At 53.9% G+C, this 19,533-nt stretch carries 16 protein-coding genes; 7 read left to right on the top strand and 9 right to left on the bottom strand.

Going from position 1 to position 19,533, the window contains the following annotated elements; all coding sequences use genetic code 11:
• Nucleotides 1-14: 14 nt before the first annotated feature.
• Both J0A66_RS23705 and J0A66_RS10730 read right to left on the bottom strand, forming a co-directional pair.
• On the bottom strand, nt 15-1,454 hold the full coding sequence (locus J0A66_RS23705; protein ID WP_206573816.1) for a diguanylate cyclase domain-containing protein: 1,440 nt from the start codon (nt 1,452-1,454) through the stop codon (nt 15-17).
• Nucleotides 1,455-1,624: 170 nt separating this feature from the next.
• On the bottom strand, nt 1,625-3,040 hold the full coding sequence (locus tag J0A66_RS10730; protein ID WP_206573815.1) for a diguanylate cyclase: 1,416 nt from the start codon (nt 3,038-3,040) through the stop codon (nt 1,625-1,627).
• A gap of 182 nt (nt 3,041-3,222) precedes the next feature.
• Here J0A66_RS10730 and glmU point away from each other — a divergent pair, with 182 nt between their 5' ends.
• The 3 genes from glmU (at nt 3,223) to glmS (ending at nt 7,490) form a co-directional block, all read left to right on the top strand.
• The gene (gene glmU, locus J0A66_RS10725; RefSeq protein ID WP_206573814.1) at nt 3,223-4,581 is read left to right on the top strand and encodes a bifunctional UDP-N-acetylglucosamine diphosphorylase/glucosamine-1-phosphate N-acetyltransferase GlmU; all 1,359 of its coding nucleotides are present in this window, start codon (nt 3,223-3,225) and stop codon (nt 4,579-4,581) included.
• A 296-nt stretch (nt 4,582-4,877) separates the two neighbouring features.
• Nucleotides 4,878-5,645, top strand: a complete 768-nt coding sequence (locus J0A66_RS10720; protein WP_206573813.1) for a DeoR/GlpR family DNA-binding transcription regulator — start codon at nt 4,878-4,880, stop codon at nt 5,643-5,645.
• Nucleotides 5,646-5,657: 12 nt separating this feature from the next.
• Nucleotides 5,658-7,490, top strand: coding sequence for a glutamine--fructose-6-phosphate transaminase (isomerizing) (gene glmS, locus J0A66_RS10715; protein WP_206573812.1), 1,833 nt, complete (start codon nt 5,658-5,660; stop codon nt 7,488-7,490).
• 577 nt (nt 7,491-8,067) lie between these two features.
• Here the strand turns inward: glmS and J0A66_RS10710 are convergent.
• Together J0A66_RS10710 and J0A66_RS10705 are read right to left on the bottom strand one after the other, a co-directional pair.
• Entirely contained in the window at nt 8,068-8,664 is a 597-nt protein-coding gene (locus J0A66_RS10710) for a PEP-CTERM sorting domain-containing protein (RefSeq protein WP_206573811.1), read from the bottom strand.
• An 808-nt stretch (nt 8,665-9,472) separates the two neighbouring features.
• A complete protein-coding gene (locus J0A66_RS10705; RefSeq protein ID WP_206573810.1) occupies nt 9,473-10,321 on the bottom strand; it encodes a GyrI-like domain-containing protein in 849 nt (282 codons plus the stop codon).
• A gap of 321 nt (nt 10,322-10,642) precedes the next feature.
• On the opposite strand from J0A66_RS10705, the gene J0A66_RS10700 reads away from it, so the two are divergent.
• Entirely contained in the window at nt 10,643-12,241 is a 1,599-nt protein-coding gene (locus tag J0A66_RS10700) for a P-loop ATPase, Sll1717 family (protein WP_206573809.1), read from the top strand.
• Between the two features lie 45 nt (nt 12,242-12,286).
• On the opposite strand, the gene J0A66_RS10695 is transcribed toward J0A66_RS10700, so the two are convergent.
• Together J0A66_RS10695 and J0A66_RS10690 are read right to left on the bottom strand one after the other, a co-directional pair.
• Nucleotides 12,287-12,970 carry a helix-turn-helix transcriptional regulator gene (locus J0A66_RS10695; RefSeq protein WP_206573808.1) on the bottom strand — a complete coding sequence of 228 codons (684 nt, stop codon included), beginning with the start codon at nt 12,968-12,970 and terminating at the stop codon, nt 12,287-12,289.
• 18 nt (nt 12,971-12,988) lie between these two features.
• Nucleotides 12,989-13,597, bottom strand: coding sequence for a glutathione S-transferase family protein (locus tag J0A66_RS10690; RefSeq protein WP_206573807.1), 609 nt, complete (start codon nt 13,595-13,597; stop codon nt 12,989-12,991).
• Between the two features lie 238 nt (nt 13,598-13,835).
• Here J0A66_RS10690 and J0A66_RS10685 point away from each other — a divergent pair, with 238 nt between their 5' ends.
• Together J0A66_RS10685 and J0A66_RS10680 are read left to right on the top strand one after the other, a co-directional pair.
• On the top strand, nt 13,836-14,135 hold the full coding sequence (locus tag J0A66_RS10685) for a hypothetical protein (protein ID WP_206573806.1): 300 nt from the start codon (nt 13,836-13,838) through the stop codon (nt 14,133-14,135).
• Nucleotides 14,136-14,356: 221 nt separating this feature from the next.
• Complete coding sequence (locus tag J0A66_RS10680; RefSeq protein ID WP_206573805.1) at nt 14,357-15,739, top strand: serine hydrolase domain-containing protein; 1,383 nt, start codon at nt 14,357-14,359, stop codon at nt 15,737-15,739.
• Nucleotides 15,740-15,837: 98 nt separating this feature from the next.
• Here the strand turns inward: J0A66_RS10680 and J0A66_RS10675 are convergent, their stop codons facing one another.
• Together J0A66_RS10675 and J0A66_RS10670 are read right to left on the bottom strand one after the other, a co-directional pair.
• Nucleotides 15,838-16,863: a pyridoxal-phosphate dependent enzyme gene (locus J0A66_RS10675; protein WP_206573804.1), complete on the bottom strand. Its 1,026-nt coding sequence runs from the start codon at nt 16,861-16,863 to the stop codon at nt 15,838-15,840.
• 134 nt (nt 16,864-16,997) lie between these two features.
• Nucleotides 16,998-17,459, bottom strand: a complete 462-nt coding sequence (locus J0A66_RS10670) for an Lrp/AsnC family transcriptional regulator (RefSeq protein WP_206573803.1) — start codon at nt 17,457-17,459, stop codon at nt 16,998-17,000.
• A gap of 180 nt (nt 17,460-17,639) precedes the next feature.
• On the opposite strand from J0A66_RS10670, the gene J0A66_RS10665 reads away from it, so the two are divergent.
• Nucleotides 17,640-18,257 (top strand): glutathione S-transferase family protein, encoded by a 618-nt coding sequence (locus J0A66_RS10665; protein ID WP_206573802.1) that lies wholly within the window; start codon nt 17,640-17,642, stop codon nt 18,255-18,257.
• A 290-nt stretch (nt 18,258-18,547) separates the two neighbouring features.
• On the opposite strand, the gene J0A66_RS10660 is transcribed toward J0A66_RS10665, so the two are convergent.
• Nucleotides 18,548-19,528, bottom strand: coding sequence for an aldo/keto reductase (locus tag J0A66_RS10660; RefSeq protein WP_206573801.1), 981 nt, complete (start codon nt 19,526-19,528; stop codon nt 18,548-18,550).
• Between the last annotated feature and the right edge of the window lie 5 nt (nt 19,529-19,533).

Raw genomic sequence — 19,533 nt, 5'->3', positions numbered from 1 at the left:
AGTCGTGTCGTGGCTTAGTCAGTGGTTTCCGCTGTGCGTGCATCCTCGCAGAGGATCACCTGGCGAAATGCCTTCGGACCAGCCTGTCCCAGGTGTTTTTCGGCATCAGTGATAATAGCCGGCAGCGTCCGCCCATGAGTTGAATGACTCACCGCCACTGTGGTCTGGAGCTGGAACTGCCGATCCAGCCCGTGCACCTGGGTGATGGTCAGCGAGAAACGGATCTGCTCGGCGACGGCTTTAGCCTCGGACAGGGATTGCCCGGGCAGGGTCAACACGAACGACTCTCCCCGCCAGCGGCTGACAAAATCCTCATTGGTCAGGTGTTCACGAAACACCTTCGCTGAAAATCGCAGCGCATAATCGCCGGTATTGTGGCCCAGAAGGGTATTGATTTCCTTGACGTTGACAATATTGACCAGCACCACCGCCGCCTGGCCGTGCAGTTCCACCAGGCGGTTGAACTGGTTAATGGCTTCGTCCCGGGTATCCAGGTTGAGCAGGGGATCGATCATCATCGGCCGCCTGCTGCTGCGGCGGAAGTAAAAGAGCAGGTTATAGATCAGCAGGAACAGGGCGAAGACCACCAGCAGCAATCCCACGACGCTGGCGATAAAAGCCTGGCTGATTTCACTTTGCCGGGCCTGCAGCGGCGTCAGGATCAACAGCGTCCAGTTAAAAGGCGCCAGCTCGATTTCGGCAATCAGGTAGTCCTGGTTGTCTTTTCTGATCAGAAGATTATTCAGCTCGTACTGCTGCCCTTCACTGACCACCTGCTGATACCACGGCAAGCTATCCAGGGAGTGGAATCCGCTGCGGTTGCCAATCAACTCAGGATCCGAGCTGAGCATGATCTGCCGCTTTGGATTGAGAAATAAAAAGTCGTAGCCATGGTCCACTTTGTATTCGGCAAAGAGCTCGATAAAGCTGGTCAGATTGGTGCCGGTGCCGAAGAAGCCCAGAAAACGGTCATTTTCATCATAGATTTTCAGATCGATAAAGAAATGGGGCGCTTCCCATTTTCCCACATCGGCTATGGCCTTCACCGGTGCGTCCTTGTACTTGAAGTACCAGTCCACTTTTCCCTCCGTCAGGGGGTGCTGCGTGCCGTCCGAATGGTACTGGATGCGGCTCTGCTCGCTGGCGATAAAGAAATACATGCCAAAATCTTCCTGCATCTGCCTGAGTCTGGCGAAGGCGGCCTCCTCGTCAACGGGTTCGGCAGCCATGATTTGCCGGATTTCAGTGGATTGGGCCAGAGTCTGGGCGATGTGCAGCGGCCGGATAATATTATCCACCACCAGATGAATCGCCGGGGAAATGGACTTTTGCTGGGCACGACTCTGTTCGGCGACGATGCGCCCCACGGTAAAATGGGCCAGGGTGACAATGGCAATGACCACCACCACGAACAGCAACAACAGACTGCTGTGCAAGGTGCGAAATATATTCACGATTTAGGTTCCTTAAGCTTCCCGGGTACCCTGAACCCGCTGACAGGCACAACCAATGATTCGACTGCAAGGTCAATCCGCCATGGCGCTCAGTGTGGCATGGCCGCAGGCAAAGGCAAACCAGGATTTGACCCTCGCCGACTGTTGCCCCTCATGGGAGGAGCTGGAAATTATTCAGTACTGGCCACCACCCGGTTGCGGCCTTCATTTTTGGCCCGGTAAAGGGCCTTATCCGCCGCATGGATTAAATCGGCCAGTGACTCATACTGGCTGGCCCGGGTAACGCCCAGGCTGATACTGATATTGAGTTGCCAGTCATCGGAACGGAAGTCATAGGCTGCTATGGACTCACGGATGCGCTCGGCTACCTGTACGGCGCTGTCCAGGGATTCGTCCGGCAGCAGTATGATAAATTCTTCCCCGCCCCAGCGGCCTACCGTATCGACCTTCCTGACCCCTTCCACCAACAGATCCGCGACTTTGCGGATCACCTTATCGCCCACATTGTGCCCATATTGGTCGTTGACGGATTTGAAGTGGTCTATGTCAGCCAGGATCAGGCTCATGGGGGTGCGGGCTTCAAGCAGGGCCTGGAACCTGTCTTCCACATGCAGACGGTTCGACAGTCCGGTGAGGGGATCGGTATTTACCCGTCTGCTGACCGTGCTCTGGAAGTGACCCGATACCCGGCTGACCAGAAAATACAACAACAGGAAACTGGCTATCATCAACACCAGATTACCGATAAAGGTCTGGGTGATGGCCTGTTTGCGTGCCTCTAAGGGGCTGATGAGAAACAGGCGCCAGTTCAGGGCGTTCACGGGCATTTCGGTGATCAGCAAATCACGCCCGTCCCTGGTGATCAGGTTACTTTGGCTGTTGATCTGCCGGGATACCTGCTGCCATTCCGGGTACCAGTCCAAGTCGGCCAGGCTGGTGACCGCCGAACCGGTGGGCGCTACCCTGGGGTCGGACGTGAGCAGGATTTCGTTGTTTGTGTTGACGAACAGAAAATCATAGCCATGCTTCTGCTTGTACACAGAGAATACTTCAAGGAAGTCGCGCAGGCTCTTGCTGACCCCGACAAAGCCGAGGAACTCGCCCTGTTCATTCAACTGGCGAAAGTCCATAAACAGGTGGACATCGTTGGTCTTGCCCAGGGCGGCGCGAAAATCCATCTTCTTCTCCCTGAGTTCAAAGTACCACTCGGTGCTGTTCTCCAGCAGGGGGCGGTCGGTGCCGTCTGACTCCATATGGAAGCCGCTCTTTTCACTGGCGACGAAAAAGCCGAAGCCAAACTCTTTCTGCAACTCCTGCAGATAGGCCAGCAATGCGGTCTTGTCCGGCTCCGACTGTTCCAGATAGGGTTTGAAAACACCGGCCTTTGCCAACGCCATACCCACATACATGGGTTTCATCAATTCCTGGTCTATCAGGGCAAAAACCGGGGACATGGCTTGTTGCTGCAGGCGGCTCTGTTCGCCCACCATATTGCTGATGGCATAATAAGCGACCAGGCTGATGATGCCGGCAACCAGCAGGAAGCCGACAAGCATGGTCTGTCGAAGAGATTTAATCCGGGTCAAGGCTGATACTCCGCGCTTGATGGTTTACCGGTTCCACTCAGCTGGTGCCCCGGCAAGGCTGGCCTTTGTCAGCCGATTTTATCGGTTTAAGTTTAGGTATCATAAGATTAATTTTCTATCGGGCTGGCAGAAATCAGCGGTCTGGATAGAATAGCAGGCAAATCATCGAATAAGGACAACCCATGGCATTCTCTGTAGTGATTCTTGCTGCCGGCAAGGGAACCAGGATGAAATCCTCTTTACCCAAAGTCCTGCACCCCATTGCAGGTAAGCCCATGGTCCAGCACATCATAGATACGGTGAAAAGCCTGGGCGCCAACAGCATTCATCTGGTTTATGGGCACGGCGGTGAGCAGTTGCAAAAAGCCCTGCCGGATAACGGACTGAACTGGTGTCTTCAGGCTGAGCAACTGGGTACCGGCCATGCGGTGATGCAGGCAGCGCCGGCCCTCAAAGACGACGAAGATGTGCTGATCCTGGTGGGGGATGCACCGCTGATCAAATCCGATACCCTGCAACAACTGCTGCAAACGAAACAACAGGCCGACCTGGCCCTGCTGACGGTAGAGTTGGACGACCCCACCGGCATGGGCCGTATAGTGCGCGACGGCGAGCAGGTGGTGGCCATAGTTGAACACAAGGACGCCAGTGACGAACAGCGTAAGATCCGGGAGATCAATACCGGCATGATGGTAATGAAAGGCGCGGATCTCAGGCGCTGGCTGAAAGCCCTGAACAACAACAATGCCCAGGGCGAATACTATCTGACCGATGTGATTGCCATGGCGGCCGGCGAAGGCAAGGTGATTAAGGCCTCCCATCCTGGCAGTGCCACCGAGGTGGAAGGAATCAACAATCGCAGGCAACTGGCTGCGCTGGAGCGGGCCTATCAACTGGCACAGGCCGATGACCTGATGATGGCAGGCGTCTCCCTGCGCGATCCCAACCGTTTTGACCTGCGTGGCGAACTGCAGCATGGACAGGATGTGAGCATTGACGTGAATGTGGTGATCCAGGGCAAGGTTAAGCTGGGCAATGATGTGCAGATAGGCCCCAACTGCATGTTGATTGACTGTGACATTGCCGATGGGGCCGTGATCGAAGCCAACAGCATCATCGAGAATGCCAAGGTGGGACGCGACTGCCAGGTGGGGCCCTATGCCCGCCTGCGCCCCGGCGCCGAGCTCAAGTGGAAGGCCAAGGTGGGTAATTTCGTGGAGATGAAAAAGTCCGTGCTGGGTGAAGGATCCAAGGCCAATCACCTGACCTACCTGGGCGACGCCGAAATCGGCGACGGGGTCAATATTGGCGCCGGTACCATCACCTGCAATTACGACGGGGTGAACAAGTCGAAAACCATTATTCGTGACGGAGCCTTTATCGGTTCCAATACCGCTATCGTCGCCCCGGCCACTATCGGCAAAGAAGCGACTGTGGGTGCCGGTTCCACCATCACCAGGGATGTGGAAGACGGTGAGCTGGCCGTAGCCCGGGGCAAGCAACGTAATATCCAGGGCTGGCAGCGCCCGGTCAAGAAGTAACTAGAAGTTGTTAGTTGCCAGTTGTCAGTTGTCAGTTGTCAGTTGTCAGTTGTCAGTTGTCAGTTGTCAGTTGTCAGTTGTCAGAAAAATCTTGACTTAACAGACTGTTAAGTCAAGATTTTTCCTCACTCCTCACTCCTCACTCCTCACTCCTCACTCCTCACTCCTCACTCCTCACTCCTCACTCCTCACTCCTCACTCCTCACTCCTCACTCCTCACTCGCGAATTTTTTCCTTGCATCGGCTAAAAAAACCACTAATATAAGTTTCGTTTTAAAACTTTATATTTCGGTTTGATGTACAAGCGAAACACTCAACAACGCCGTCGCGCCATAGTCGATCGCCTGATGTCAGAAGGCGAAGTGACAGTAGAAGCCCTGACCAAAACCTTTCACACCTCGGAAGTGACCATCCGTAAGGATCTCACTGAGCTGGAGCGTAACGGTCTGTTGGTGCGTAAATATGGCGGCGCTATGCTGCTGCCAAAGGAAGTGGCGGAAGTTTCTGAACAAAAAGTTTCGAATCGAAAGATTGCCATCGCCAGAGCTGCCAGCAAACTGATCCGGGATCACAACCGCATAGTGATCGACAGTGGCAGCACCACCTTTGCCCTGCTGCCTGAACTGAACCACAAACTTGGCCTGGTTGTGATGACCAATGCCCTGCATGTGGCCAACAGCCTGCTGGAGCTGGAGAACGAACCGACAGTGCTGATGACTGGCGGCACCTGGGACAATCAGTCCCACTCCTTCCAGGGCCAGATGGCCGAACAGATGCTACGGGCATACAATTTTGACCAGGCCTTTCTTGGCGCCGCCGGGCTCGATCTGGAAAAAGGCACTACCACCTTCAACGAGCTGACCCAGCTGTCCAAGGTCATGGCTGAGGTGTCGCGGCAGGTTATTGTGCTGGCCGAATCGGAAAAACTGCAACGCAAGATCCCCAACCTGGAACTGCCCTGGGAGAGAATTTCCGTGCTGGTCACGGATGACGCCATGCCAGAGCAGGCCATAAAACAAATCGAACAAAAAGGCGTGGAAGTCATCTGCGCAAAAACGCAATAAACGGAGAGATTTATGTGTGGAATCGTGGGCGCCATTGCCGAACGTAACGTAGTCAGCATTTTGCTGGAAGGACTGAAACGCCTGGAATACCGGGGCTATGATTCGGCCGGCGTGGCCGTGCTGGATGCGGACAACCGCCTGCACCGCATCCGCCGCACCGGCAAGGTGCAGGAACTGGCCGACGCTCTGGCAGCGGAGCCCATCAAAGGCTATACCGGTATTGCCCATACCCGCTGGGCCACCCATGGTGGCGTGACCGAAGCCAACGCCCACCCGCACTTTTCCAGCGATCGTATTGCCGTGGTGCATAACGGCATTATCGAAAACTACCAGGATTTGCGTGAGTCGTTGCGCGCACAAGGCTATGTGTTTACCTCCGACACCGACACTGAAACCATCGCCCACCAGGTGGAGCTGGAGCTGAAAAGCGCCGCCAGTTTGTTGCAGGCTGTACAGCGCGCGGTGAAAAAATTCCACGGCGCCTACGGCACAGTGGTGATGGATCAGCAGGACCCCGAGCGTGTGGTGGTGGCCCGCTCCGGCAGTCCGTTGGTCATAGGCTTGGGTATAGATGAAAACTTTATCGCCTCTGATCAGTTGGCCCTGTTGCCGGTGACCCGCCGTTTTATCTTCCTCGAAGAAGGGGATGTGGCCGAGATCACCCGTACCCAGGTGCATATTTACGATAAAGACGGCAACGAAGTGCTACGTCAGGTGCATGACTCGGAGATCGAACATGACGCCGGTGACAAGGGCGGCTATCGCCACTACATGCTCAAGGAGATCCATGAGCAGCCCACTGTAGTGCGCAACACGCTGCAGGACAGATTGACCCAAAGCGGGGTGGATGCGCGCATCTTCGGCGCCCAGGCCGCGGAATTGCTGGCCCAGGTCAAACATGTGCAGATTGTGGCCTGCGGCACCAGCTATCATTCCGGCATGACCGCCCGTTACTGGCTGGAACAATATGCCAACGTGTCCTGTAACGTGGAAATCGCCTCCGAGTTTCGTTACCGCAAGTCGTTCGTCCATCCCAACAGCCTGCTGGTGACCATTTCTCAGTCCGGGGAAACGGCCGACACCCTGGCCGCCCTGCGTCTGGCCAAGGAACAGGGCTATATGGCCAGCATGACTATCTGCAACGTGCCGGGCTCGTCCCTGGTACGTGAATCGGATATGGCTTTTATGACCCTGGCGGGCGCCGAAATTGGCGTGGCCTCCACCAAGGCCTTTACCACCCAGCTCACTGGTCTTTTGATGCTGACTCTGGCCCTGGGCCAGTTCAACGATATGGTCAAGGCCGACCATGACAAGATAGTCAGCGCCCTGCACAGCCTGCCGGCCAAACTGGAAGAAACCCTGGCCCTGACCGACGGCATCGAGAAGCTGGCCGAGGAGTTTGCCGATAAGAATCACAGCCTGTTCCTGGGCCGTGGCGATCAGTACCCCATCGCCATGGAAGGGGCGCTGAAGCTGAAAGAAATCTCCTATATCCACGCCGAAGCCTATGCCTCCGGCGAGCTTAAGCACGGCCCGCTGGCCCTGATAGACGATGAAATGCCGGTCATAGTAGTGGCGCCCAACAATGAGCTGCTGGAAAAGCTTAAATCCAACGTCGAAGAAGTGCGCGCCCGCGGCGGCATCATGTATGTGTTTGCCGACAAGGACGCCCGCTTTCAGAGCGACGCCACCATGCGGGTGATCAACCTGCCCCATGTGGACAGCGTGATCGCCCCTATCGTCTACACCATTCCGCTGCAATTGCTGAGTTACTACGTAGCCATTATCAAGGGCACGGATGTGGACCAGCCGCGGAACCTGGCGAAATCAGTGACAGTTGAATAAGAAAAGGGCCGTAAGGCCCTTTTGCAAATTCACTGCCTCTTGCTTTCTTTGCTACAACGTCATCCCGAGCTCGACTCGGGATCTCTGTCAGGCCGTCGCCTCCGGTTGGGCAAAACCAAATAGAGAACCCGACGATGCCTCCCACCCATTTGTCTATCTGTAAGTAACGGTTTGCAGCCGCACCCTCTGCTCACTCAGATGGCCGCTGAAACCTGAATTTTCACTTGTTGCGCAAAATGAGATCTCATTTACTCCAAAAATATTGATCTGAGGCTGAGAGAAGTTGTTGACTGGTGACACTTTGAGAGGCTGGTTTGAGCGAGTTGCAGACGTTTGCGGCGTGTTAATCGACTGGCAGCTTCAGACAAGGAGGAGACGTTCAGGACTGTGATTTTCTACTTTAGAATAATACCAGAACCAGTCGTTTATCGCTTTAGCTTATATTGAGTAATATATGAAAATCCGTTGAGTACTGTGCAAGCCCAGAACCAGATACTTTCAAAAATAACATTACACCAATTTCATAAAACGGCACCAATAAGTGCCGTTATTCGGGATGTCAAACGTATATAAAGAATTACTGCTTCTGTGGAGAAATTAACTTTCTCTTAAAACATAAGCTTAATAAGCTCAATCCAAATATCGCGAATGAGGAAGGTTCAGGCACAGGAGTCGAGGTGGCACTAAATTTAAATGAATTTGAGAAGTCATGTAAAAATATAAAATCCGAAGAGGACTGAATGAAAAGGTTTGTAGAGCCTCCTCCATCGACTGTCTGGCCGAACTGAAGTTGATCTTGGCCCTTTTCGAAAACTATGGCAGCATCCATTCCGGTTCGGCCTACAAGAATATCCAACTGCCACCCCCCTTTTCCTAAATTTGTAAAACTGAAGAACTGAGAAATGAGATAATCACTGTAAGAATAATCGAAAGAATCAATAACAAATGAGCCTAAACTGACAGTGTCATATGAGACCGACTCGATATTGTGCCATGATAGCCCAGCATCAAAATTTGAATCGTCACTAAACGCGAAAGTGAGCGAATCACCAATAGTTACGTTGTTATTAAACTCTGGTAATTCATTGATTTCAAATGTAAAGATAATGCTTGCTGAGGCTGAGAGCGAGAAAAAGAAAGAGATCGATAAAAGCAAGTTACGAACTAAGTTCATTTTACTACATCCATTATTGTACTACTATATCAAGCTTGCACAATGCAGGATTCGAGCCAAAGGTTATTGTATTGATTATTAAGTAAATTTCTCTACTTGTACTATCTTTTGTAAAATATTTTGACACCTTTCATATACTTCTGCTTCCCATTTGTAGGGTGAAGTATAAGCGAGTGAAGATGGCGATCCACAAGCGCTTTGTTGTGATACTGTTTTCACGCATCCAACAGTAAGCGGAGGTTATGCCTGCTTACTACCGAGCGGCAGCTTTACCTACAGAGCTGCCGTTGTGACCAAGCTGGTTCAAGGTCCGCAACTGGCACAAATCCGCCCATCTGTGTAAATCTTTATCACACTTCGTCTTTATGACCATAGGAATAGAGTCCGTAGATATATTGTTTCTGCGGAAGAACGGCAGGTGACAGTGGTATTTCAAAACTCAACTGTCTGAAAAGCCAATCCATCCAGTTGGTTTCAGATGGGAGGGCGGCGCAGACAGCCGATACGCTCGGCGACCTCGCGCAACATAATGGTTTTCATATGTTCAGGCATGCACGAAGCCGCGATGTAGTGAGGAAGATATTTTTCAACCTGGCTGGTCAGGCGTTTAACAAAGAGTGTGGCGACTTCCTCCGGATAGCCCGGTTAGGCGGCCAGCCGAACAGCATTGAAGTTAATAGCCAGGCCTCGCATTGGGCGCAATACCCTAAGAGCTCCATCACCCCTTCCCCCTCCAACAACCACAGGTCCGGCCGGACCTATGGTTTGCTGACCGGGAGAAGCTCACACGGGGCGACACCCGGTAACGTTATGCAACCGGGATATAGATCTCCGTGCTCAGATTTTCCGGCTTGGTTCTGCGCGGATCCCGGTTCAGATAGCGTTCAAACGAAGGGACGTCCCGCAGTTGGTGGCGGCTCTCGGGGAGCCATTGGTTAAAGATGGCCCCATAGGTCTGCTGGAGATTTTCATAGGCGCCTTTATGAAGAAACTTAGCGTAGCGCCCACCCGGAATGACATGCTGGTGCAGCCCGGTTTCAGCGCTGGCTCCTGTCTCAATGTCCAGGCAGGCATCATAGCGGATGCGGTCGGGCTCGGTAAGATTGGGATCATCTCTGGGTATCCCTATCAGTTGTACCTTGTTGTTCATCAGCCTGTTTGAATAAGCAAATCGCATTAGCTTGGCCCAGGCCTGCGGTGCGGCTTCGGCGTAGGTGCCAGTAGCCCTGGCACAGATAAGGTGGATATCCTGTAAATCGACGATTTCCGGTTTCATATCAATACTCCCTTGAGGAACAGCTTTAATGTTGTTTGTACCAATATGAACCATTAGCTTACGGACCTGACCGGGCGCGCACGAAAACTGCTTTCTGAACGCCTTGTTGAAGGAGGCCTGATTATCGTATCCACACCTGAAGGCTATCTCGGTGAGGCTATGCTCCGAAAGCAGCAGGTGCCTGACGGATCTTTCCAGCAACAACCGTTTCTTGAAGGCATAGACGCTCTCCCCCACCATGGCGCAGAACAGGCGGTGAAAATGAAATTTCGAATAGCAGGCAATATCAGCCAACCTGCCCACATCCAATTCGGAATCCAGGTGGTTCTCGATAAAACTCACCACCTTGCTGATTCTTTGTACAAGAATTTCTCTACTCACAGCCGGTCCGTTGCAAATGATTCACTTTCATCATATTGCCGGTAAGCAGTGGAGACTTTTCCATTGTTGCTATTTTGATCGTTATCCACTCCTTTACCCATTGCGCCGGTAGTTTATTGTTGTTAGCGGTTTGTTGCGTCACTACTGGTGGTGACGCAATGAAGCGCGAATAGTCTTGATGGCACCCGTGGGGCCGGTATTTCATATGAGTAGGCATCATCGGATTAGCCGTCTTTCTGTCCGATTGGCATTCGGTGCTCTAGAGAGTTAGGTAAATGTTATCTATATTCATGTGTTAATAAAAAGTTAACAGGGATGTTTATGAGACATTTGTTTGGCGATGACAATGCAGAAGATGACTGCCTGCTGTCTGAGTGCTTCCTGGACCGGCGCAGTTACAAGATCCCCAAACCCATCATCACCGGCCGCTGGGGAACCGGCAAAACCGCCTCCATTATTGCGCAATGTGCCACCCTGGCCGAACTGCTCAAGCGACATGGAGCAGAGGGCGCCTGGTACATGGATGAGCATTCCTTCGATATCAAGGAAATTATCGAGCTGAAAAAGCTGTTTTCCGAAGACAGGTATGATCTGGAAGTGGCTTTGCAGGGACTGTGGAAGGCGGAAATCATCCGGGCTCTTGTGATTCAGCTTGGGGCCCTTTACCCCTATTACGGTAAGCCACAGGGGATTCACTGGAAGTTTATTGTCGGCCTCTCCAGGGTCGACAGAGTCAAACTGCCCATCTGGAAGAGTATCAAGCTGGCCGTCGATCTGATTACTTCCTCGTCGGTGGATTTGAACAAGGCCGACGAGCTGAAAAACGATTTCAGCGCCATTTTCAGTGATAAGACCTATGATCTGGTGGTCAAATGTATCTCGGAAATCAGCCCAGACAAGGAGTTGCCCAAGCTCGCCATTGAACCCATCGAAACCCCCAACTCGCCGCTGGAAGCCCAGTCCGGCATTGCACAATTGACTATTTCCGCCCTGCTGAATACCTACAAGGCGTTTTTCACTTCACAGAAAATCGCCAACGGTGAGGTCTATATCACCATTCCCTGGCACCGGTACCGGAAGAAGGACCTGAATTTTCCCCAGAAGGCCGCCTCCCACATTAAAAAGATGCGCTGGGATGAGGACGATCTGCGCAAGTTTATCAACAAGCGTATCGAGTACGAGTTCAAGGTTTATGGCCGGCGTTTTAAAGGCAAGCATATTGATCCCTGGAATACCCTCTTCGAGCCCTCCATTAAAAATGACCACTGCCACGTGACGTACCCGGAAAACTCCTTCCGGTACGTATTACGGCATACGCATCACAGATCCCGTGATATCCAGAGGCTGACCCGCAAAGTGATTGAAACGGCAGTTGAAAAGCATGATCTGGAATTTGAAGATGTCCTGGTGGGGCGGGGCGGTTGGAAGGTTCCCGAGACCACCGTCCGAGAAGCCATCAGAAATGAAAGCACCATACTATACGAGGAGCGGGTGATAGAAGGTTCACGCCGTTATCCCTTGCTGGAAGACATAGTGGATTCGTTGTACGGCTTGAAAGTGCCATTCGAGTACAACGACCTGAAAGCCCGCCTTGCAGGCGTCAATATTGACCCGGACGAAGCCATCTCGATCCTGTGGGATTGTGGCCTGCTGGGCGTGGAAATCACGCCAAAGAATGAGCAACATGCCGTCAGCCTGCGATCCTCCTTGGGCACTGAATATCAGCGAAATTATGAGGTACAGGGTAAGAACAAGGTATCCAGGTGGTATTTCTTCGAACACAATTACGATGGCGATCCCAAGCAACTGATGCGCCGTTACCAGACCTGTGAGGAAACCTCCGCCATGTATGTTTTTCACGCCATCTGCTTCGACAAAATGATGCTGGATGTCACCCGTATCTGCCCCATAGGGGTCTGACGTGGTACTACGAAGCCGGCTATACCTGATACCGTGGGGATTCGATTACTTGGCGTTTCCCCTGTTCATTTGATGTTGCTGCCATTCCGCCATTAGCTGATTTTTTCGTTTTGGGTAGCGGTCTGCCTGTACCTCAAAGGCTTCGATTCTGTCGGTGCGAAAATGGCGGAAATCCTGTCGCAGTTCGCACCAGGCGGCCACAACGCGGACTAATTCAAAGTAACCTATCAGAATGGGCCAGATCATGCGCTCGGTACGCTTCCCCTCCACCTGATACAAAATGGAGACTTTTTTCCGTTCCCGTATCGCCGCGCGAAAAGCCTGCATATCGAGGGCGTCCGTCACGGGTATTGCACTGTCCGCCAGGGTAACGGCGGATGACAACATCATGTGCTGAAGATGCCCGGGGACAATGGCATGGATTTTATCGGCCAGGCTGGCAGCACTTTTCATCAGTGCCTGATCGCCACAGCGAGCCACCCACTGTGTACCTAACAGAGCGGCCTCCAATTCTTCCGGCGTTAACATCAAAGGAGGCATCTCGAAACCACTTTTAAGCACATAGCCGATGCCTGCCTCGCCGGATACCGGCACACCCTGCATCTGCAGCTCAGCAATGTCCCGGTAGATGGTCCGTAATGACACCTCCATTTCATCCGCCATTTCTCTGGCCCGGATAGGATGTCTGGCCGCCCTCAGCATTTGAATAATGCCAAATAACCTGTTCATCAGGCTCCTTGATTTGCCTTATGTTTTGGGCAGGGATTTCTGGAATCCAGGCAGGGCCTCAACCGCCTGGTACCAGCGGAGGATATTAGGCGTCTGTGGCGATGCGTCAGCCAGGCTTAACTGGAACACACTCGAGGCCAGAGCCAGGTCGGCAATGGTGGGTGTATCGCCAGCCAGGAACTGAGTACCTGCCAAATAGCTCTCCATAATCCCGAACCTCGACTGAATTTTCATTGCCGCCTCATCGGCAGCCTGCTTGTCTCCATCATCACCTAAAAAGACCCGGTTTAACACTATGGCAATGACCAGAGGAGAGAGCTGACACTGGGTCCAGTCGAGCCATTGTTCCACCCTGGCCAGGAGGTCGGGTTGTTGCGGATACCATTGGGACAACTCGTGCTTGATGCATAAATAACGCAGTATGGCGTTGGACTCGTGGATTTTTGTCCCGCTGTCTATCAGCGTGGGCACCTGGTGATTGGGGTTGATGGCCAGATAAGCCGCTTGCATATGCTCCCCGTTTATCATGTCCACCTGATGATTTTCATACTCAATGCCCGCCTGCTCAAGCAAAGATATGACCCGGCGGCTGTGCTGGGAAAAGGGAAAACTGTAAAGCTGATACATGCGAATCTCCTGTAGTGTGATAAGTGGATAGCCAGGGCCAACCTGACCGCGCCAAGCAGATTAACAGACCCCTGCTGACATCTTCTGTCAGCAGTATAAAACGGCAGCGAGGGTTCCGGGGCAGCAGGGGAGTAATGGCTATTGGGCGGGGTCTGTTCTATAACCATTGGGCCTGGAACGAGAAGGAAGTAGTTTCTGGCATTGAATTTCTCATTGCCCACAGGGGTAAGGAACATGTATGAAACCCTTCAACAGACAACAGGGAATTGGCCTGCTGGCCGCCATCGTCATCGCCCTGGTGGCTGCCGGTGCGGCGGCCTTCCTGTCCAGTTGGTATGCGGCCGACAGCATTGCCCACGCAAACCGCTGTACCACGGATCTGCTGCGTATGCAGCATGATGAAAACCTGTATCGGCAAACGGTACAAAGCGGTAGTCCCGACGCTGCGTTGTGCAATCAAATCAATCAGGACGTGGATCAGTACAACCAAACCTGCGGTGAAGACTTTGGTACGCTGCCCAAACTGGAGTGTCCCTGATTCTGCCATGCTGCCGGAACAACAGAAGAAAAGGGCTATAAGGCCCTTTTCTATTCACCTTCTTATAAGGTCGATGGTTCAGGTGGCAATAGATGCCGGTGCAAGCCGCACAGCGGAAAATTCCCCCTAACATGAATGCCCTGGGGATTTTATTTTGCCTGAAAGCCCCCTCATGCTTAAATCACCTGTCTGTATTACCGGCACAGATATGATCAGCGACCATGACAATTCCTCCCCTGGTGATCCCCCTGAGCGTTTTAAAGCCACTTCTGTTGGCGCTTGTGCTGAGCACCCCCCTTTTGCTCACTGAGATGGCAGAGGCGAGCAGCTTCGATGTGGACCAGGATCCCCTGGCCTCTCCGCCAGCCGGGCAGTCCATGCCGATACCGGACTATCCGGCCCTGGTGGATACGACAGGCGAAGGCTTAGCCGATGCTTCGTCAATTGACGAGCTGATGGTTGCCAATTTGCAGACGAAGGAAAAGGGCGTGTACAGCGGCGCGGTGGTGCTGATTGCCCATCGGGGGCAGGTTCTGTATGAGAAAGCCTTTGGCTATGCCCGTCAGATCGAGTTGCATGCCGATGGCATCTTGGTGGAGATGGAACAGCCCGTGCCCATGAGGGTGGACTCAGTCTTTGATCTGGCGTCCGTGACTAAGGTCGCTTCCACCACAGCTGCTTTGATGCACCTGGTCAGCCGCGATCAGTTGTCGCTGGATGACAGACTAGGAACGCTGCTACCGCGCTTTGAGGATACCGATAAAAGCGACATTACCCTGAGGCAGTTACTGACCCATCGCAGCGGCCTGTGGCAATGGCAGCCCGCCTGGCTGTATCGCGGTGAAGATGAAGAGGGCGTGTTGGATTATATCGCGTCCCTGCCCCTGCGCTACCCGGTGGGCGAGCAACGGGCCTATTCGGATCTCGGCTTTATCCTGCTGGGAAAGATCATCGAAAGGGCCAGCGGTCAGTCGCTGGACGAGTTTGTCCTTGAGCATATCCATCGCCCCCTGGGCATGCTGAATACGCAGTACCGCCCGCCGGCATCCTGGTTTGACAGGCTGGTAGCTACTTCTCATGGCAACCCATACGAGCAACATATGATTGCCACCGGCAAGCCCTATCCCCTAGCCCGGCCCCTGCCCTTTGCCCCCTTTACCGGCTACCGGCAACATACCCTTGTTGGTCAGGCTAATGATGGCAACGCCTGGTATGGGCTGGATGGGGTCGCCGGGCATGCCGGCCTGTTCGGCACGGCCCGGGATCTGGCCGTCCTGGCGCAAACCCTTCTCAACGGCGGCGTCTACGACGGATATCGACTGGCGGATCCGGCCACCCTGGGGGCGTTTTTGCAGACGCCATTCGATGAAAACCAGGCCCTTGGCTGGTGGAAAACCTCCACGCCGGATGGCCATCCGGCCTATTGGCATCCGGGTTTTACCGGTACCCAAATATTGTTTCAGCCCCACAGCCAGTTGATCATCCTGTTGCTGACCAATCGCCAGCATGGGGGGCTGGACGGGCAGAGCATGAGCTACCCCTCAGTCAGCCCGGTCTGGAAAGAACTGCTCAGACTGGTCAATAACAGCCTGGAGTCTCGCTGAGAGGGTGCAGCGATAACAGCGCTACGGGCAATACAGCCGGGGCCATCGGGTCCACTCCTGCCGGGGAGTTTCTGATCCATTGCCCACCATCTGGAGGCCTATTCTGCCCCTTCCGTCACAAACAACAACACCACACTGCTGCTGTTCAATTGATATCTGGCTCGCAGTAGCGGGTCCGAGGCAATCTGAATCAGCCCCGCCAGGCCGGCCGCTGCCGAAATGGAACAGGCTATTCCGTCGGACTGCTTCAACGCAGTGGCGGCGTTTCTGAGTTGCTGTTCATTCACTGTCACAGATTGGGCGGCGTATTGTTGCAATGTCATCAGGGCCGGAGCAGAAGCGAGACCGCATGACAGCATCTGTGCGCAGGTTTCCAGATTGCCGGGAAACAGCACAGGCCGGCCCATTTCCAGTCCAAGCTTTACACAAGCGGCCGTCTCCGGCTCCACGACCAGAATGCGTCCGGGCTGAGCCAGAGACGGCTGGATCCCTTTTGCTATGGCTGCTGCCAGTCCACCCACCCCGGCCTGCACCAACACATGGGTTGGCGGACAGAATGTGTTTGACTGTAGTTGATGAGTCAATTCAGAGGTGATCCGCGTATATCCCGCCATAACGTCGTTGACCACGGGATCATCGGGATTGTCCGTAGTGTCGGGGATCAGGATCCCCCTGCCGGCACTGGCGGCCAGACTGGCCTGCTTGACGGCGTCCTCGTATGTGCCGGGGACCCTTTCAACCCGCCCGCCCAGGGATTCTATGCGCCCGATACGGCTGGTCTTCACTGAAGAAGGCAGATAGATCAATGCGCTGGTGCCTGCTTCACCAGCGGCTGCGGCCACGGCCAGCCCATGGTTGCCATCGCTGGCGCAAATCAGACCGGGCAAGCTTGCGCCGAGCCGTTGTAACGCCTCCAGACACGGGCTTTCAGTGGCCTTCATCAGCGCATTCAGGGCGGCGTGGTAACCGCCGAGGACCTTAAAGTTGCCTAACGGCCGCTGTGACTCCAGTTTCAACTGTACCTGGCCGAGCTGGTACAGATCTGCCAGCAAAGGACTCAGGATCAGGGGGGTGGGCTGGAATCCATCGCCAGACAACAGGTGATGTAACCGGGTCTTATGCATCGCGTACTCCTGTCAGAAGGTGGCCTGATCGGCCAAAGCATGCAGGTTAGTCCCTGTGTGTCACACAAAATATGCAAAGAGAAGCCCGACATTGCATAAAAGCGGATTTTTGTCGTTCTCTGGTTTCGCCGACCCTACAGCAAGGGCAACGCCAGGCTTTGTTTGATGATCTTCAGGGCCACATTGGTGGAAAAGCGCTTAACATGGGGATTGTCACGCACCAGCCTTTCCATGATAGCGTCAAAGGTTTGGGTATCAGGGGCAGAAACAATCAGTCTGTAGTCCGCCTGACCCGTCACATAGAAGGCCTGTTGGATACATTCCTCCGCAGCCAGCCATTGGTGCAGGGGTTTTTGCAATTCCGGGCGCTCTGTTTCAACCTCCAGCGAGACCAGATACAGAGTCGGCCGCCCGGCTGCAGCCGGATCCACTATGGCGGTGTCTCTGAGAATGACGCCGTTCTCACGCAGTTTTTTCAATCTGCGCTGTATCGCCGATGGGGACAGCGGCACTTGTTCTGCCAGACGCTCTGCCGTTTGTGCAGAATCCTGCTGGACGAGATGCAATAGTTGTCTGTCGAAGCGGTCCAGTTCCATGCCTTTCTTCTTTGTGTGGAGGTTAATTACAGGTCAATCCCCTCCTCTGCGCTGCACAGGAGCGTCAATTTTATAGCATCTGGCGTTTGCAGAAGAAAAGCATAAAACCGCTCTACAAAGCGGATATCCCGCACGGACCCTCTTTTATCATGCTCAGCCCGGATATCATCAGGAAAGAAAATGAAACTGCTCTATCAAACCCATTCCCCTTTTGCCAGAAAAGTCCTGGTCTTTGCCTATGAAGTGGGTATTCATCAGGAACTGGAGGTGGTCCACCAGGAAACCAGTCCGACCCAGCGTAATGAACGGGTCTTTGCCCAAAATCCGCTCGGGAAAGTGCCGGTACTGATCCGTGACCGGCAGGGGCCGATCTTTGATTCGGATGTTATCTGTGCCTACTTCGACACATTGCATCTGGGACGCAGGTTGATCCCTGAGGTAGCCGAAACCCGCTGGCTGGCACTGCGCATGCAGGCGGTGGCGCAGGGGTTGGCTGAGACGGCCATCGGCTTACGCTGGGAAACTGTGCGACGTCCCTCACAGTATCGTTACAGGCCACTGATAAAAGGGCAAACGGAAAAGCTGATTTCCACTTATGCCTGGCTCGAACAAGAACTGGACCGGGCGGGCCCGGTTCACATCGGTCATATTGCGCTGGCCACCACCCTTTCATGGATTGAATTTCGCGAATTGCCGTCCTTCAGGTCGATAAGTCCCGGGCTTAGCACCTGGCTGGACGAATTTTGCCGTCGCCCGTCCATGCTGGCCACCCCTTTATCCGGTGACACCCAGGATTGATAAACCCAGCATGTCCCGGTGCCTTAGGGCGTGTTTATCTTTCATATTGACACTCTGCTGGAGGCCATTTTTTTGCCCAGCAAGGAAGAAGGAGTGCGGTTTAGTGGGCCTAAATAAGCGACTGATGACGCCGCTGGACGGAAAAATGGCCCCAGCCCGAAGGGTTGAGGCTAAAAACCCCTCACTCTGCGTTGCTCTCAACTTGTTTAGATGGCTAAACGGCGTTACTCGCGCCTTGATTGAGGGGTTTTTCGCTCTCAACAGAGGCCAATATGAAAGATAAACACGCCCTAGATACCACCGCGGATATGCTGCCTGACTTTTTCAACATAGAAGGCGTTGAGCTGCCCATGTAGCCGGTCCGTCAGGGGCTCCAGAGCAGCGGCCCCGGCATTGTTTCTTATCTGCCCGGCTTTGGCGCTGCCGGCAATCACGGTGCTGACCTGTGGATGATCGAGGATCCAGCGCAGGGCCAACTGGGCCATGTCGGTGTCCTTTGGCAGCAGGGATCTCATGTCCTCCACCAGCTCAATGCCCTTCTGGTAGGGCAGGCCGTTGAAGGTCTCTCCCACATGGAAGGCCTGGCCGTCCCGGTTGTAACTGCGATGGTCCTGATCGCTGAACTGCTGATCCTTGTGCATCCTGCCGCTCAGCAGGCCACTGGCCAGTGGCAGGCGCACTATGACACCGACCTGATTGTCGGCGGCTTTTTGCAGTAACCGGTCGGCTGCATCCTGGCGCAACAGGTTGAAGATGATCTGCACGCTGGTCAGGCCGGGATAGTCACAGCAGAACAATGCCTCATCCAGCATCTCGACGCTGGCGCCGTAGGCTCTGATCAGCCCTTCCTGTTTCAGCTCTTCCATCCAGCCCAGCAATTCGCCGGACATCAGTACCTCGGGCGGTACACAATGCAGCTGCGCCAGATCCAGTGCCTCGACACCCAGGCGTCTGGCCGAACCCTGCAGGGATTCACGCACTTTTTGTTTGCTGTAACCGTCGGGAAAAAGACCACTGCCACGGCCCACCTTGGTCGCCACCAGGGGCTTTGCAGACAGATTTTTCAGCCATCTGCCGATACGCTCTTCGCTCAGGCCGCCACCGTAGACATCCGCCGTATCGAAGAAATTAATTCCCATCTCCAGCGCCGTTTCAAGGGCCTGCACTGCCTGGGCATCCTCAACTTCACCAAAGTCATTGCCCAGTTGCCAGCAGCCCAGTCCAATTTCAGAGACCTGGTAACCCGAGCGTCCCAATGTGCGTGTTTGCATCTGTT

This window comes from Bowmanella dokdonensis (assembly GCF_017254865.1).
Classification (GTDB): Bacteria; Pseudomonadota; Gammaproteobacteria; order Enterobacterales; family Alteromonadaceae; genus Bowmanella; species Bowmanella dokdonensis.
This window is presented reverse-complemented; position numbering and strand designations above follow the sequence as displayed.

Bases quoted from the DNA above. Each gene is read 5' to 3' on its own strand.
- glmU (WP_206573814.1), top strand. From the start codon at position 3,223: ATGGCATTCTCTGTAGTGATTCTTGCTGCCGGCAAGGGAACCAGGATG.
- J0A66_RS10720 (WP_206573813.1), top strand. From the start codon at position 4,878: ATGTACAAGCGAAACACTCAACAACGCCGTCGCGCCATAGTCGATCGC.
- glmS (WP_206573812.1), top strand. From the start codon at position 5,658: ATGTGTGGAATCGTGGGCGCCATTGCCGAACGTAACGTAGTCAGCATT.
- J0A66_RS10710 (WP_206573811.1), bottom strand. From the start codon at position 8,664: ATGAACTTAGTTCGTAACTTGCTTTTATCGATCTCTTTCTTTTTCTCG.
- J0A66_RS10700 (WP_206573809.1), top strand. From the start codon at position 10,643: ATGAGACATTTGTTTGGCGATGACAATGCAGAAGATGACTGCCTGCTG.
- J0A66_RS10695 (WP_206573808.1), bottom strand. From the start codon at position 12,970: ATGAACAGGTTATTTGGCATTATTCAAATGCTGAGGGCGGCCAGACAT.
- J0A66_RS10690 (WP_206573807.1), bottom strand. From the start codon at position 13,597: ATGTATCAGCTTTACAGTTTTCCCTTTTCCCAGCACAGCCGCCGGGTC.
- J0A66_RS10685 (WP_206573806.1), top strand. From the start codon at position 13,836: ATGAAACCCTTCAACAGACAACAGGGAATTGGCCTGCTGGCCGCCATC.
- J0A66_RS10680 (WP_206573805.1), top strand. From the start codon at position 14,357: ATGACAATTCCTCCCCTGGTGATCCCCCTGAGCGTTTTAAAGCCACTT.
- J0A66_RS10675 (WP_206573804.1), bottom strand. From the start codon at position 16,863: ATGCATAAGACCCGGTTACATCACCTGTTGTCTGGCGATGGATTCCAG.
- J0A66_RS10670 (WP_206573803.1), bottom strand. From the start codon at position 17,459: ATGGAACTGGACCGCTTCGACAGACAACTATTGCATCTCGTCCAGCAG.
- J0A66_RS10665 (WP_206573802.1), top strand. From the start codon at position 17,640: ATGAAACTGCTCTATCAAACCCATTCCCCTTTTGCCAGAAAAGTCCTG.
- J0A66_RS10660 (WP_206573801.1), bottom strand. From the start codon at position 19,528: ATGCAAACACGCACATTGGGACGCTCGGGTTACCAGGTCTCTGAAATT.